Annotated in this window: 13 protein-coding genes; 6 read left to right on the top strand and 7 right to left on the bottom strand. The window is 69.1% G+C overall.

Annotated features, from left to right (window positions below; translation table 11 throughout):
- Positions 1 to 25: 25 nt before the first annotated feature.
- The 4 genes from LXT21_RS37030 to LXT21_RS37015 form a co-directional block, all read right to left on the bottom strand.
- Positions 26 to 658 (bottom strand): HesA/MoeB/ThiF family protein, encoded by a 633-nt coding sequence (locus LXT21_RS37030; RefSeq protein WP_254042952.1) that lies wholly within the window; start codon positions 656 to 658, stop codon positions 26 to 28.
- Between the two features lie 6 nt (positions 659 to 664).
- Positions 665 to 937, bottom strand: a complete 273-nt coding sequence (locus LXT21_RS37025; protein WP_254042951.1) for a MoaD/ThiS family protein — start codon at positions 935 to 937, stop codon at positions 665 to 667.
- A 7-nt stretch (positions 938 to 944) separates the two neighbouring features.
- The gene (locus LXT21_RS37020) at positions 945 to 1,184 is read right to left on the bottom strand and encodes a sulfurtransferase TusA family protein (protein ID WP_254042950.1); all 240 of its coding nucleotides are present in this window, start codon (positions 1,182 to 1,184) and stop codon (positions 945 to 947) included.
- A 408-nt stretch (positions 1,185 to 1,592) separates the two neighbouring features.
- On the bottom strand, positions 1,593 to 2,360 hold the full coding sequence (locus tag LXT21_RS37015; RefSeq protein ID WP_256572297.1) for a HesA/MoeB/ThiF family protein: 768 nt from the start codon (positions 2,358 to 2,360) through the stop codon (positions 1,593 to 1,595).
- A 99-nt stretch (positions 2,361 to 2,459) separates the two neighbouring features.
- On the opposite strand from LXT21_RS37015, the gene LXT21_RS37010 reads away from it, so the two are divergent.
- From LXT21_RS37010 to LXT21_RS36995, 4 genes are all read left to right on the top strand, one after another.
- Positions 2,460 to 2,957: a hypothetical protein gene (locus LXT21_RS37010; RefSeq protein ID WP_254042948.1), complete on the top strand. Its 498-nt coding sequence runs from the start codon at positions 2,460 to 2,462 to the stop codon at positions 2,955 to 2,957.
- 105 nt (positions 2,958 to 3,062) lie between these two features.
- Positions 3,063 to 4,346, top strand: coding sequence for a sensor histidine kinase (locus tag LXT21_RS37005; RefSeq protein WP_254042947.1), 1,284 nt, complete (start codon positions 3,063 to 3,065; stop codon positions 4,344 to 4,346).
- The gene (locus LXT21_RS37000) at positions 4,343 to 5,128 is read left to right on the top strand and encodes a response regulator (protein ID WP_254042946.1); all 786 of its coding nucleotides are present in this window, start codon (positions 4,343 to 4,345) and stop codon (positions 5,126 to 5,128) included. The genes LXT21_RS37005 and LXT21_RS37000 overlap by 4 nt, the downstream gene beginning before the upstream one ends.
- Positions 5,129 to 5,265: 137 nt before the next feature.
- Positions 5,266 to 5,823, top strand: coding sequence for a peptidoglycan-binding domain-containing protein (locus LXT21_RS36995; RefSeq protein WP_254042945.1), 558 nt, complete (start codon positions 5,266 to 5,268; stop codon positions 5,821 to 5,823).
- Positions 5,824 to 5,881: 58 nt separating this feature from the next.
- Here the strand turns inward: LXT21_RS36995 and LXT21_RS36990 are convergent, their stop codons facing one another.
- Complete coding sequence (locus tag LXT21_RS36990; RefSeq protein WP_254042944.1) at positions 5,882 to 7,123, bottom strand: glycoside hydrolase 5 family protein; 1,242 nt, start codon at positions 7,121 to 7,123, stop codon at positions 5,882 to 5,884.
- A gap of 39 nt (positions 7,124 to 7,162) precedes the next feature.
- Here LXT21_RS36990 and LXT21_RS36985 point away from each other — a divergent pair, with 39 nt between their 5' ends.
- Entirely contained in the window at positions 7,163 to 8,044 is an 882-nt protein-coding gene (locus tag LXT21_RS36985) for an ABC transporter ATP-binding protein (protein ID WP_254042943.1), read from the top strand.
- Between the two features lies 1 nt (position 8,045).
- The gene (locus tag LXT21_RS36980; protein ID WP_254042942.1) at positions 8,046 to 11,648 is read left to right on the top strand and encodes an ABC transporter permease/M1 family aminopeptidase; all 3,603 of its coding nucleotides are present in this window, start codon (positions 8,046 to 8,048) and stop codon (positions 11,646 to 11,648) included.
- A gap of 19 nt (positions 11,649 to 11,667) precedes the next feature.
- Here the strand turns inward: LXT21_RS36980 and LXT21_RS36975 are convergent, their stop codons facing one another.
- Both LXT21_RS36975 and LXT21_RS36970 read right to left on the bottom strand, forming a co-directional pair.
- On the bottom strand, positions 11,668 to 12,201 hold the full coding sequence (locus LXT21_RS36975; RefSeq protein ID WP_254042941.1) for a DUF2378 family protein: 534 nt from the start codon (positions 12,199 to 12,201) through the stop codon (positions 11,668 to 11,670).
- A gap of 58 nt (positions 12,202 to 12,259) precedes the next feature.
- On the bottom strand, positions 12,260 to 13,360 hold the full coding sequence (locus LXT21_RS36970; protein ID WP_254042940.1) for an ankyrin repeat domain-containing protein: 1,101 nt from the start codon (positions 13,358 to 13,360) through the stop codon (positions 12,260 to 12,262).
- Positions 13,361 to 13,597 lie beyond the last annotated feature (237 nt).

Here is a 13,597-nt window from a genome sequence, read left to right as displayed (position 1 = left end):
GGCCAGCGTGGATCCACCCAGGGGCTCACGGCTCGGCGCGAGCGGCGCAGCGTGAGCAGCGGCGCAGCTCCATCTCCTCCAGGCCGCCAGGAGGCACCAGCCAGCGCCCCCCCAGCGAGGGCGCCAGGCCCAGGCGGAGGTTCTGGAAGATCATCGCGCCCAGCGCTCCGAGCGCCACGCCCAACGCGCCATCCGGCGGCGAGCCCAGGTGCCGCACCGTCTCGCCGAAGCACCACACACAGCCCTCGCTGCCGCGGAACACGACGCCGGCCCGGGCGCCGTCGCCGCAGAGGGCCACCCAGGGGGCCTCGCCGCTCCAGGCCGTGGGCAGCTCCGCCAGCAGGCCGCCCCGGCGCTCGGGGTTCGCGGCGTCCGGGTTCAGCGCGGGGACCTCGCGGGCCAGGGTCTCCGGGACAGGCTGTCCCACGTCCCGGGCCGACACCAGGAAGCCGGGAGCCCACGGGCCCAGGGTCAACGAGCCCACGCCCGCGACCGGCGTACCGCCGCCCACCAGGTACGCCGCCGCCGTCATGCCCGAGGCGCCCGTGGCATCCACGCGCGTGGGGCCGGTGAGGAGCGCTTCCTGGCCTCGACCGCCGACGTCGCGCAGGAGGATCTGCCGTGAGTAGCGCTGAATCTGATCTTCACGCAGCGACATGCGCCCTCACCCTCCCGCCATCGCGGGGATGAGCGTGAGCCGGTCCGCGTCCTTCACGGGCGTTTCCAGCTCGCGCAGGGCTCGGATGTCATCCTCGTTGAGGAACACGTTGACGTAGCGCCGCACGGCGCCGCGCTCGTCGAGCAGCTTCGCGCCGATACCGGGGTAGCTCGCGTCCAGATTCGCGAGCACCTCGCGCACGGTGGCGCCCGGGACCACCACGTCCGCCTGATTGCGCGTCAGCGCGCGCATCGTCGAGGGAATCCGAATCGTCGCCATGACCCACTCACCTTCCCTGCTTGCGCAGCAGCAACCGATGCGTCCCGTCGTCACGCGCCTCGAGTGACACCACCTCGTGCCCCTCTTCATGCGCGCTGCGGGGGACGTTCTTCAGGGGCTCGGCGCCTCGGAGGAAGACCTCCAGCAGCGCGCCTGGCTCGAGGGCTTCCAGCCGCAGCTTCGTGCGCACGTAGGTCATCGGACAGACCTCGCGCGTGATGTCCAGCGTCGCCGTCGCGTCACCCATACACGCGCCCCGCCTCCGTGAGGGCACGAGCGCCAGTGCCTTCACGATGCGTCGACGTCTTAGGTGATGCCCGAGCGAGCATGAAACCCTCGAGAACGATGTCCCCTGTCGCCGTCGTGCCACCCATGCACGCGTCCCGCTTCCGCGCAGGCTGAACGCCCTCCCACTGCGTCGACACATCACCGGATGCGCGAGCGTGCACGAAGCGTCGCCTCGAGCAGCCGTTCACTCCGGGCCGAGCACGAAACACCGTCGATCCATCGCGACGCCTGTCCCGGCCCGACCCCCACCCGCCCAGGCGGGAACGCAGCCTCGCCCGAACCCGCTCCGCGCGCGCCAGGTTCGGACACGCCTTCACCCTGGCCTCGAATCCGAGCCCGCACACCATCGCCCCCGCGCCGCACAGACTCATCGCGCGCATGCCGAGGCCTCGTCCGGGAAGCTCGGAACGGCGGTGACCTGACACCCCGGGCACTCCTCGGCGCGAGTCACCCGCGTCACGCGCCCGAGCATCGTGCGCCCATCCAACACATGCAGCGCCGTCTCACCCGGCACGCGCCGCGCCGCACCCGCCAGCAGCTCCAGCACGAGCAGCGCCTGCACCGAGCCCACCAGCCCCGCCAGCGAGCCGAGCACCCCCGCCTGCGCGCACGTGGGCACCGAGTCGGGCGGAGGCGGAGCCTCGTAGAGGCAGCGCAGACACGGGCCCCCCGGCTCCACGCGCATCGCCTGGCCCTGCATCCGCAGCACGCCGCCATACACCAGCGGCACGCCCGTCAGCACCGCCACGTCCGAGAGGAAGAACTTCGTCCCCACGCCATCCGTCGCGTCGATGACCGCGTCGTGCGAGCGGAACAGGCCCTCCACGTTGTCCGCGTCCACGCGCTCGGGCAGCACCTCCGTGCTCAGCCCGGGGAACGCCCTGGCGAGCCCCGCCGCGGCGGACTCCGCCTTGTTGCGGCCCACGTCCTCGGCGCGGTGCCACAGCTGCCGGGGCAGGTTCGTCACGTCCACCCGGTCCGGATCCGCCAGCGTCAGGTGGCCGACACCGGCCTGGGCGAGCGCCAGGGAGACGGGGCAACCGAGCCCGCCTGCTCCCACGACGAGCACCCTCGCGCGCTCTATCCGGGACGCGTGGGGAATGCGGGGATGGTGGTGTTCTTCTGGGCCGTGCATCGAATGCTGCTCCGCGAAGGCGGATGCGAATAACGTGCGGACCCCTGCGTCGCATCAGGCGACCGTTGGGCGCAGGCGCCCCTACCAGCTGCCACACATATGAAAAACCTGACCGGCGTGCTCGTCTTTTCCACCACCCTGTTGCTCGTGCTGGGGTGCCACAAGAACACCGGCGAGACCGCCGGCCCCGCGGATGCCGCGTCGCAGCCCTCCGCCGAGGCCACGGCCCCCGCCGAGGCGACGAAGCTCGTCGACAGCGGCTCCACCCTCGAGGCCCCCGCCCCGGGCGTCGAGAAGACCGGGACGGACTCCGGCACGCTCGTCGCCGAGTCCCCCGACGCCTCCACTCCAGCCGCCGGGACGAACGTCAAGGACGCGAACGCTCCCGAGTCCCGCCGCGCCGCGCTCGAGGCGTGCGTGGACCGCTGGCTGAAGAAGCAGAACCTGGACCCGTACGGGAACAAGGAAGGCACCATGTACGCGGGCGGCACGCCCTTGTTCGACGAGCGCACCGGCGAGTCCACGGACCGGATGGAGTTCATCTTCCGCAGCAAGCCCGAGGCCCGCAAGGTCTGCATGCAGCCCTCCTCCCGATGACGGAGGCGCGCGGGACACCCGGCCGCCTTCTCGCTCGCCGAGAAGGTGAACGGACCACCCCAGGGATTCCCGCACACCCGGCGGCTCTCGTAAGCTGCCGGCCCAATGGATTCGAATCTCGCCCTGGGCGAGGAGACCCCGGCCAATGACCTCCGCGCCCGCGTGCGCGAGGTCCTCTCGCGCCGCAAGCTGACGGACAGCGTCTCCACCGAGCAGGCCACCGCGTCCTGGGAGCAGGACCGGTTCGTCGCCCGGGCCCGCGCCCTCTTCTACGCCCGCATGATGTTCCTCACGCTGGGCCTGCTCATCCTGGCGGTGCCCACGTGGAGCGGCTACTTCGGCCTCACCGGAGCGCTCTCCTTCCTGGGCTACTTCACGATGCTGCTCTACAGCGTCGCGAACCTGCTGGTCATCGACCACCCCAAGGCCGGCCGCTGGGTGACGTACACCACGCTGTGCCTGGACCTGGTCATCCTGGTGGTCCTCATCGCCAAGCCCCAGGTGGGCGGCGGCCTGCAGAGCCCGCTGCTCGCCACCCAGCTGCTCTTCACCACGCTGTTCTCCATCCTCTACCCCAAGCCGCTCGCCATCCTCCCGCCGCTGCTCGCGCTGCCGATCACGACGCGGCTGGACCTGCTGCTCAACCGCAACGTGACGGCGGTGGAGCTGCTCACGCTGCTCTGGTACCTGGCGCTCAACTTCATCATCGTCTACGTGCTCGTGTACCTGAACGAGCGCGAGGCTGCGGCCCACCGCGAAGTCGTCGCGCTCCAGGGTGACCTCAAGGAGCTGGCCGTCGTCGAGGAGCGCAACCGCCTGGCGCGGGAGATCCACGACGGCCTGGGCGCGTCGCTCTCCTCCATGATCATCCAGGCGGAGTACATCCTGAACCTCGCGCGCGAGGACGGGCTGCGCGAGGAGATCCGCGAGCTGAAGGCCACCGCGGAGGAGTCCATCGACGAGCTGCGGCGCAACCTCCGGATGATGCGCGAGGACTTCGAGCTGTCACAGGGCCTGGAGGACTACGCCAAGACCTTCCAGGAGCGCACGGGCCTGCCCATCCACTTCGAGCGCACGGGCGCGCAGCGCAAGCTGTCCCCCGACGTGCAGCTGGCCCTCTTCCGGATCCTCCAGGAGTGCCTCTCCAACGCGGTGAAGCACGCCGAGCCGAAGCTCGTGCAGGTGAAGCTCGACTACGGCGAGGACCGCGTGCACCTCATCGTCCACGACGACGGCAAGGGCTTCGACCCGAAGCACACGCCGCGAGGCCACTACGGCCTGCTCAACATGCGCGAGCGCGCCATGAAGCTCGGTGGCCAGCTCATCGTCGATTCGTCACCGGGCTCGGGCGCCCAGGTGGCCTTCTCCCTTCCCTGCCCCCCGACATGACCGGAGCCCCCGTGGACGCCCCGCAGCCTCCCTCCACTCCCGCGCAGCCGCCCATCCGCGTCTTCGTCGTCGAGGACCAGACGAAGATCCTCAAGAACCAGCTGCGCCTCTTCGAGGGTCACCCGGAGATCGACATCGTCGGCACCGCGCTGTCCGGCGAGGCCGCGCTGGAGGACGTGCCCAAGCTGATGCCGGACGTGCTGCTGCTCGACCTGGGCCTGCCGCGCATGAGCGGCATCGACGTCACCCGGGAGATCAAGGCCGTCTACCCGAAGATGGAGATCCTCATCTTCACCATCTTCGACGAGGAGGACAAAGTGCTGGAGGCCGTGAAGGCGGGCGCCTCCGGCTACATGCTCAAGGGCTCCCCGGTCGACAAGATCATCGAGGCCATCAAGGAGGTCCGCGCGGGAGGCACCGTCATCCAGCCCAACCTCGCGCGCAGGCTGTTGCGTCACTTCCGCGTGGAGCCAGACGCCACGCCCGTCCCCTCCGAGCCGCTGGCCACCGCCCCCGCCGCCCCGCGCCCGGAGGCCCCCGCGCCCGCTCCCGCCGGGAGCCCCTCCGCCGAGGAGCCCCTGCTCAAGCCCCTGTCGGACCGCGAGCGCGAAATCCTCCAGCTCATCGCCAAGGGCGTCTCCAACAGCGAGGCCGCCCGGCTCCTCACCCTCAGCAAGGCCACCATCCGCACCCACCTGGAGCACATCTACCGGAAGCTCGAGGTGACCAACCGCGTCGAGGCCGTCACCGAGGGCATCCGCAAGGGCCTCATCTCCGTCTGAGACTCCAGGGCGAGGCCCTGTCCACCAGACGACACAAACAGGACTATCCCACTTAAGCCGCAACTCGCGGGACATGTGGGCCGAGAACCCTCTCGTACGAAGTCATCCGCCTTCGGCGAGAGGGAAAGAGGCCCACCATGCTCAATGTCGGGACGCGCGGTTCGGATGTGACGCGGACGCAGAAGGCGCTGGCCAAGGCGGGCTTCAATCCTGGCGCGGCGGATGGCATCTACGGCAAGCAGACGCAGCAGGCGGTGAAGGCCTTCCAGAAGAAGCACGGGCTGACGCAGGACGGCATCGTGGGCAACAACACGGGCCGCGCGCTGTTCAACTCGCGCAACCAGGACCTGTGGGACGGCAAGCCGGACGGCGTGAAGCCCGGTGGCAACGTGCCGGGCAACTTCCCGGTCAACGGCTCCAACCGACAGAAGCTGGACTTCGCGGCGAACCTGGCGCGGCAGATGGGGCTCACCATCACCTCGACGACGGGTGGGCAGCACACGCCGGGCTCGTACCACTACAAGGGGCGCGCCATCGACGTGGCCGGCAGCCCCTCGAAGATGGCGGCGTTCTATGATCGCCTCGCGGGCAGCAAGCCCACGGAGCTGTTCTACGATCCGCGGGGCGGCATCAAGCACGGCAACAACATCGGCGCCATCGGCGGCCACCGCGACCACGTGCACGTCGCCTACTGATTCGTCGTGACGCCCAGGCCCGGAGTCGAGCAGGACGCTCGGCCCGGGCCTTCGTGCGTCAGGGCCTCGCCGCTCCCGCGGCCTCGATGACCAGGTCCGCGTACCGGTTCACCGGGTCCGCGGGCGACGTGCCATCGCGGAAGTAGAAGGTGTGGTCATCCCACGCGTCGGGCCGGGCGTCGTTGGCGAACATCCACAGCGCGCCGCCGCCCACGCCCACGCCGCGCATGCACTCCAGCCAGCCCCGGTAGAGCGCCCGGCGCTGGGACAAATCCAGGTCCCCCTCGTTGCGAAGGCCCAGCTCGCCCACCAGCAGCGGCTTGCCCAGGCCGTGCGCGATGGCCGCGTGCTCGCGAATCCACCGCGCCCCCGCCTCCGCCGTGCCCGCGCCATCCAGGCCCCACGACTCCGGATAGAAGTGCACCGAGGCGAAGTCGATGTACGGCGACGCCGTGTTGCGCGTGAAGCTGGAGCCCGGCGTGCGCAGCATCGTCGTCCCCACGCGGGACCAGTAGGCGCCGTCGTACCCGTCCGACGAGGGCTCGAACCCCTCCTCCCCCGTGCCCACCAGGTGCCCTGGCGCGCGCTCCTTCACCTCGCGCGCCATCACGTCGACCCACGCGCGCAGCTTCGCGCCCTGCGCGTCCAGTCCCCGGCCACGAGGCTCGTTGAGCAGCTCCCACGCGAGCACCGCGGGGTGGTCGCCGTAGCGGATGCCGTCCTCCGTGTTCACCCGCTCCAGCGTCCTCGCGATGTGCTCCTTGTAGAGCGCCATGACGAGGGGCTCGGTGAAGAAGCGCGGGTCGCCCTGCACCGGGTTCGGCAGCCCCGCCCAGCTCACGTACTGGCGCGTGCCACCGTAGGCATCCCAGTAGTTGCCCAGCGTGAGCACCAACCGGACGCCGTGGACCCGGGCGCGGGCGAGCACCCGGTCCAACCCTCGCAGGGCGACCTCGTCGTACTGGAGCGGCGCTGTCTGGATGGTGCTGTCCCCCACCTTCTCCGGCGCCTCGTTGTGCCCGTTGGTCCTGAGCGCCACCACGCCCATCGCGGCGGCCTTGGCGAACACCTCCTCGACGATGGGCGACTCGGGCAGACCACGGCGCACGTCGCGCGCGGCCTCCTCCTGGAGGAAGTAGGCGTTGAGCACCATGCTCGTCGCGGGCAGGCGACCCAGTCGCTGCGGCGGAGCGCTCCCACAGTCGGCCGCCGCGGCCTCGAGCATCACCGGCTCTCCATCGCCACACGCGCACAGCAGGACGAGGGGCGTGAGACACAGGAGCCAGCGCCGTGAAGACATGGAGCCCATGGTAACGGATGGGCTAGGTTGATGCCCGACATGGAGCTCCGACTCGAAGGCGTGTCCAAGACGTACCCCAACGGTACGCGTGCCTTGCACGACGTCACCCTCACCATCCCTCGCGGGATGTTCGGCCTCCTGGGGCCCAACGGCGCCGGAAAGTCGACGCTCATGCGCTCCATCGCCACGTTGCAGGACGTGGACGGTGGGAGCATGACCTTCGACGGCATCGACGTGCGACGTGAGAAGGACCGGCTGCGCGACGTGCTCGGCTTCCTGCCGCAGGACTTCGGCGTGTACCCGAAGGTGACGGCCTGGGACATGCTGGACCACCTGGCGCAGCTCAAGGGGCTGGCCCAGCGGCGCGCGCGCCATGACGCGGTGAAGGCGCTGCTCACCAAGGTGAACCTGTGGGAGCACCGAGACCGCAGGCTCGGCGGCTTCTCCGGCGGCATGAAGCAGCGCTTCGGAATCGCCCAGGCGCTGCTCGGAGACCCCAAGCTGCTCATCGTCGACGAGCCCACCGCGGGCCTGGACCCCGCCGAGCGCTTCCGCTTCCACAACCTGCTGGCGGAGATCAGCTCGGACGTGGTGGTGCTTCTGTCCACGCACATCGTGTCCGACGTGGCCGACCTCTGTCAGAACATGGCCGTGCTCGCGCAAGGCCGCGTGGTGGCGAGCGGCCATCCGCTGAAGCTGGTGGACCAGCTGCGAGACCGGGTGTGGAAGCGCTTCGTCGCGAGCCAGGAGGAGCTCGACACCCTGTCGAAGCAGCTGGAGGTCATCGCCGTGCGGCGCGTGGCGGGCCAGCGGCTGGTGCACGTGCACGCCCCGAGCGCGCCCGAGGGCTTCGAGGCGGCGAGCCCCGACCTGGAGGACGTCTACTTCCACGCGCTGTCCGGCGCGTCGAAGGCGGCGTGACATGTTCAGCGCACTCGTGACCTTCGAGCTGCGGCGCCGGGTCAAGATGCTGTCGACCTGGGTGTACGCGGCGGTCCTCGCCGGCGCCGGCCTGCTGTTGATGCTGGCCTCCGGCGGTGTCTTCAAGAACTTCAGCGCCGGCTCCGGTTCGGAGCGCGTGCTGGCCAACAGCCCCTACTCGCTCTTCAACTTCATCACCGTGCTGGGCCTGTTCGCGCTGCTCATGGTGGCGGCCGTCTTCGGTCAGGCCGCGTACCAGGACTTCGGCCACGGCACGTGGATGCTCATCTTCACGAAGAACGTGAAGAAGGTGCCGTACCTGCTGGGCCGCTTCCTGGGCGCGTTCATCTTCAGCGCCGTGCTGATGCTGTCCATCATCCCGGGGATGCTGGTGGGCGTCGCCGTCGTGTGGCTCATCGACAAGACGCAACTCGTGCCACACCAGTCATTCGCCTACCTGTGGCCGTACCTGGTGGGGGTCTGGCCCACGCTGTTCTTCGCGGGCACGGTGTTCTTCTCGCTGGCCGCGCTCACCCGACGCATGGCCCCCGTGTACGTGGGCGTCGTGGTGCTGGTGCTCGGCTACCTGGCGCTCAGCTCCGCGATGTCGGACGTGGCCAACCAGCAGCTGGGCTCCATCCTGGACCCGTTCGGGTTCATCACCGTCGACAACGTGACGCGCTACTGGACGCCCGCGGAGCGCAATCGCGACCTGATGCCCTTCACCGGGGTGTTGCTCGTCAATCGGCTCTTGTGGTCCGCCGTCGGCGCGCTGCTGTTGGGCCTCACCGTGCTGCGCTTCCGCACCGACGTGGAGGAGCACTCGGGTGGCCGCGCGGCCCGGAAGCAAGAGGAGACGACGCCGGCGGTGGCCATCCCCACCACGCGCGCCGCGCCGACCTTCGGGAGCTGGGCTCGCACGGCGGCGGCCTCCGCGTGGCTGGCCTTCCGGGACGTGCTGCGCTCACCGGTGTACTGGTCCTTCGTGGTGGCGGGGCTCATCTTCGTCACGCTGGGCGCCCTGGTGTCCAAGCAGCTCTACGGCACCGCCACCTGGCCGGTGACGTGGCAGGCGCTGGAGGTGGCGACGGGCACCTTCAAGCCCTTCGTGCTCATCACCCTCACCTTCTACGCCGGTGAGCTGGTGTGGAAGGAGCGCGACGCGGGCCTGGGCGACATCGTGGACGCGACGCGGGCCCCGACGTGGGTGGGCTATGCGTCCAAGGTCGGCGCGCTGCTCCTCGTGGTGCTCTCGCTCAAGGTGGTGGTCGCGCTCGCGGTGCTCATCACCCAGGTGAGCCGGGGCTTCTTCCAGATTGAGTGGGGCCTGTACTTCACGGACATCGTCCTGGTGGACTTCACGCACGAGGTGCTCCTGTGCGTGCTGGCCTTCTTCGCGCAGGTGCTCATCCATCAGAAGTACCTGGCGTATCTGGTCATGGTCATCCACTTCGCCTCGCAGGCCGCGCTGGGACTGTTCGGCGTGGAGGACCGGCTGGTGCGCTACGGCTCGGACCCGGGCCTGCTGTACTCGGACATGAACGGCTACGGCCACTTCGTGTCCAACGTCGTGTGGTATCGGCTCTACTGGTACGCGCTCGCGGTACTGCTCGTCGCGGTGGGCTACCTGCTCGTCGTCCGCGGTCGCACCACGCGGTGGAGGGAGCGGCTGCGCGAGGCGCGCGCCCGCCAGACCTGGGGCTGGACGACCGGCGCCAGCGTGGCGCTGCTGGCGTTCCTGGGACTGGGCACGTTCATCATGTACCAGACGCGCGTCATCAATCCCTACGTCACCGAGAAAGACATGGAGCGCGCCCGGGCCCGCTACGAGAAGGAATACAAGTCCTTCCTCGCCCTGCCCCACCCGCGCGTGACGGACGTGGACGTGACGTTCCACATCCATCCGGAGGAGCAGCGCCTGGAGGCGCTCGGCACCTACCGGCTGCGCAACAAGACCGGGGAGCCCATCTCCAAGGTGCTGCTCGACATGCCCACCGACGTGCAGGTGCGCAAGCTGAGCCTCGCGGGCGCGGAGCGCACCGAGCCCACGGACCGGGAGCTGGGTCTGTTCGTCCTCGAGCTGCCCACGCCCCTGGCCCCCGGCGCCGAGGCCGACCTGGTCTTCGACCTGGAGTTCCACGCGAAGCGCCTGAAGCACGGGCCGCCGCGCACGGACATCGCGAGCAACGGCACCTTCTTCAACAGCGGCAACCTGCCGACGCTCGGCTACCAGGAGGACTCGGAGCTGGTGGAGGACAAGGACCGCGAGGAGTACGGGCTGAAGCCCAAGGAGCGGCTGCCAGACCGGGATGACCCGAAGGCGCTGGCGCACAACTACATCACGCCGGACGCGGACTTTGTCTCGTTCCAGGCCACGGTGAGCACGTCACCGGACCAGATCGCCATCGCCCCGGGCTACCTGGAGAAGGAGTGGACCGTGGGGGGCCGGCGCTTCTTCCGCTACAAGATGGACCAGCCCATCCTGAAGTTCTACTCGGTGCTGTCCGCGCGCTACGAGGTGATGCGCGACACGTGGCGGAACGTGGCGCTGGAGATCTACCACCACCCCTCGCACACCTACGCGCTGGACCGGATGATGCGCGGGATGAAGGACGCGCTGGCGTACTGCTCGGAGAACTTCGGGCCGTATCAGCACCGCCAGGCGCGCATCCTCGAGTTCCCCCGCTACGGCAGCTTCGCGCAGGCGTTCCCCAACACGATTCCGTACTCGGAGGCGGTGGGCTTCATCGCCCGCGTGCGCGACGACAGCCCGGACGACGTCGACTACCCCTACTACATCACCGCGCATGAGATCGCGCACCAGTGGTGGGCGCACCAGGTGGTGGGCGCGCGCGCGCAGGGCGCCACGATGACGTCGGAGACGATGGCGCAGTACGCGGCGTTGATGGTGATGAAGCACCGCTTCGGCGCGACGAAGATGAAGCGCTTCCTCAAGTTCGAGCTGGACCGCTACCTGATGGGCCGCGCGATGGAGCGCAAGAAGGAGGTGCCGCTGTCGCGCGTGGAGAACCAGCCGTACATCCACTACCAGAAGGGCAGCCTCGCCATGTACGCGCTGCAGGACTTCATCGGCGAGGAGCGCGTCAACCGCGCCCTCAAGCGCTACGTGGAGAAGGTCCGCTTCCAGGGGCCGCCGTACACGGGCGCCGCCGAGCTCATCGGCTTCCTGCGCGAGGAGACGCCGCCGGAGTACCAGTACCTGCTCGAGGACCTCTTCGAGACCATCACCCTCTATGACAACCGGGCGGTGTCCGCGACGATGCGGCAGAACGCGCAAGGCGGCTGGGACGTCACGCTCAAGGTCATCGCGAAGAAGTACCGCAGCGACGACAAGGGCGAGCAGAAGGAGCTGACGTTCAACGACTGGATGGACGTGGGCGCGCTCGACGAGGACGGCAACGCGGTGTTCCTGGAGAAGCGCCGGGTGAGCCAGGGTGAATCGGAGCTGAGCTTCACCGTGCCGGTGAAGCCCGTGGAGGTCGGCATCGATCCGCTCAACAAGCTCATCGACCGCACGTCGCAGGACAACGTGACGGAGCCCAAGGAAGGCGCGGCCCTGGCGCTGGGCAGCCCTCAGCCCTGAGCCAGGAGTGCCGGGGGCTTCACCAGCGAAGACGCAGGTCGAAGCCCTCGGTCCCCTCGTAGCGCTCCACCTCCACGGTCGCCGTGGCGGCGCCCGCCTGCTTCAGGGCGACCTCACACGTGCCGGCGGCCGCTTCGGCGGGGAACACGTAGCTGCGGAACTTCGCGCGCCAGTCCTTCGGGCCCACGTTCTCCACGGTGATGTCCACCGGCTCGATCACCGAGCTGAAGCTGAGCGCCACGCGCTTCATCGCCCGCTCGGGTCCCGCCACCTTCAACGCCATGCCCACCACGCGACCCACCAGCGTGTCGAAGTACTTGCGGACCAGGTCTCGTCCCAGCTCCCGCTGAGCAGCCTTTGGCGCGAGCCCCGCGTACGTCGTGCGCAGCGCCAATGCCTGACACGCCGCGAACACCGACGCGGGATAGGTGGCGCGAGGCTTGTCCACGTCGTACCCCGCCGCGAGGAGCTCGGCGCGCTGGGCCGAGTCGGGGTTCATGCAGCGCACCAACGACTCGAACAACGTGGACTGGACTTTGACTTCGGTCGGCATTCGGGACGTCACCCTAGGGGTAGTGACGTCATCGGGTCATGACGCACTGGTTCATGGACTAGGAGTCAACGCGCTCCTGGACCTCGAAATGCCCTGCCTTGACGACGTGCTGTTTCACCACGAGCTTCGGGGTACGCAGGGTGCCCCGGACCTCGAGTGCGTAGTCGTTGCCCTTCGCCTCGACGTCGGCGGCGTCCAGGTCACCGCCGATGATGACGGGCCCCTCGGTGTGGAAGGTCTCGCACTGGAAGGAGCCCCCGACGAACAGCGCGGCTCCGACGGGGTTGGCGGCCTTGCCCTTCACCGTCAGGTTGCCCGTCACCAGGAGCGACTTCACGGTGAGCGGGCCGTTGATCTCCAGGTCTCCGTGGTGGGCATGGGAATCCTTGGAGAGCTTCTTCACCGACTTGTTCTTGGGCGCCTCCAGGATGACGGCCCGGATGAGGTCGATGGCGGCGAAGACCAGGTCGGGGTTCATGGAGGAGCGAGACTCGATGCCCTCGTAGAGCTCGGCCAACGAGACGGCATGGGCCTCCACGAAGACCGCGTCCATGATGCCCCGGAGCATCTCCCAGGACGCAGCGCTGACACCCGCGGGCGGCTCGCTGGAGAGGTATTTCATCACCTTCTCCTCCGAGAGGCCCTTGAGCTTCTTCGGGGGCGGCGGACGCTGGCCCTTGGTGGGCAGCAGCAGTTGCACCAGCAAGGCCGGGACACCGCGGCTGTGACGCGAGTTCCGGGCGATGAGCAACGCGCTGCTGCCGAAGGGTGATGGGGTCCGCGGGTCCACGCCCTGCTCGATGATGAAGCGCACGACGCGGTCCGCGCCGAACTCCGCCGCGCGGTGCAGCGGCATCTCGTTGCCGTGGGCCACCCGGATGTCCGCGCCGTGGGCGATGAGCAGTTGGATGAGCGCCACGTTGTTCTGCGTGACGGCGATCAACAGCGGCGTGTGGTGGTTCTGGTCCGCGAAGTCCAGGCTCAGCCCCGAGGCGAGCACCTGACGGATCTCCTCGAGCGTGACCTCGTTCTCCGCCTGCTCCTTCACCAGGCGCTCCTGGTAGTCGGCCGGGTGCCAGGGCCGGATGTGGTCCTCGATGAAGTGGTGGCTCTGGACCTTCCTGATGAGCTTCAGCAACTCGTACTGTTGTTCCGTCATGGCGCGCGACCCTGGTGACTCGTCTGGGTCAGCCATCTCGCGCCTCACGGGTGAAAGCAACCCCTGCCCGGCCGGCGTCCCACCGGCCCATGACTCCCGGCTTGTTGACACCTGGGCGTCCGGCTCGACGCCAACAAGGCCCTCCCCCGCTCGCCGCCATTGAACGGGCGCGTTTTTGCGCCTATGGGACGGGGACGGCCGGCCTGTCATCGGCCACATCCCCCGCGAGGACACAGC

It is taken from the genome of Myxococcus guangdongensis (assembly GCF_024198255.1).
Taxonomy (GTDB): domain Bacteria; phylum Myxococcota; class Myxococcia; order Myxococcales; family Myxococcaceae; genus Myxococcus; species Myxococcus guangdongensis.
This window is presented reverse-complemented; position numbering and strand designations above follow the sequence as displayed.

What these genes read in the sequence shown, in the direction of transcription:
- LXT21_RS37020 (WP_254042950.1), bottom strand. Translation starts at nt 1,184, where the DNA reads ATGGGTGACGCGACGGCGACGCTGGACATCACGCGCGAGGTCTGTCCG.
- LXT21_RS36995 (WP_254042945.1), top strand. Translation starts at nt 5,266, where the DNA reads ATGCTCAATGTCGGGACGCGCGGTTCGGATGTGACGCGGACGCAGAAG.
- LXT21_RS37025 (WP_254042951.1), bottom strand. Translation starts at nt 937, where the DNA reads ATGGCGACGATTCGGATTCCCTCGACGATGCGCGCGCTGACGCGCAAT.
- LXT21_RS36985 (WP_254042943.1), top strand. Translation starts at nt 7,163, where the DNA reads ATGGAGCTCCGACTCGAAGGCGTGTCCAAGACGTACCCCAACGGTACG.
- LXT21_RS36975 (WP_254042941.1), bottom strand. Translation starts at nt 12,201, where the DNA reads ATGCCGACCGAAGTCAAAGTCCAGTCCACGTTGTTCGAGTCGTTGGTG.
- LXT21_RS36980 (WP_254042942.1), top strand. Translation starts at nt 8,046, where the DNA reads ATGTTCAGCGCACTCGTGACCTTCGAGCTGCGGCGCCGGGTCAAGATG.
- LXT21_RS37005 (WP_254042947.1), top strand. Translation starts at nt 3,063, where the DNA reads ATGGATTCGAATCTCGCCCTGGGCGAGGAGACCCCGGCCAATGACCTC.
- LXT21_RS37000 (WP_254042946.1), top strand. Translation starts at nt 4,343, where the DNA reads ATGACCGGAGCCCCCGTGGACGCCCCGCAGCCTCCCTCCACTCCCGCG.
- LXT21_RS37010 (WP_254042948.1), top strand. Translation starts at nt 2,460, where the DNA reads ATGAAAAACCTGACCGGCGTGCTCGTCTTTTCCACCACCCTGTTGCTC.
- LXT21_RS36990 (WP_254042944.1), bottom strand. Translation starts at nt 7,123, where the DNA reads ATGTCTTCACGGCGCTGGCTCCTGTGTCTCACGCCCCTCGTCCTGCTG.
- LXT21_RS37015 (WP_256572297.1), bottom strand. Translation starts at nt 2,360, where the DNA reads ATGCACGGCCCAGAAGAACACCACCATCCCCGCATTCCCCACGCGTCC.
- LXT21_RS37030 (WP_254042952.1), bottom strand. Translation starts at nt 658, where the DNA reads ATGTCGCTGCGTGAAGATCAGATTCAGCGCTACTCACGGCAGATCCTC.
- LXT21_RS36970 (WP_254042940.1), bottom strand. Translation starts at nt 13,360, where the DNA reads ATGACGGAACAACAGTACGAGTTGCTGAAGCTCATCAGGAAGGTCCAG.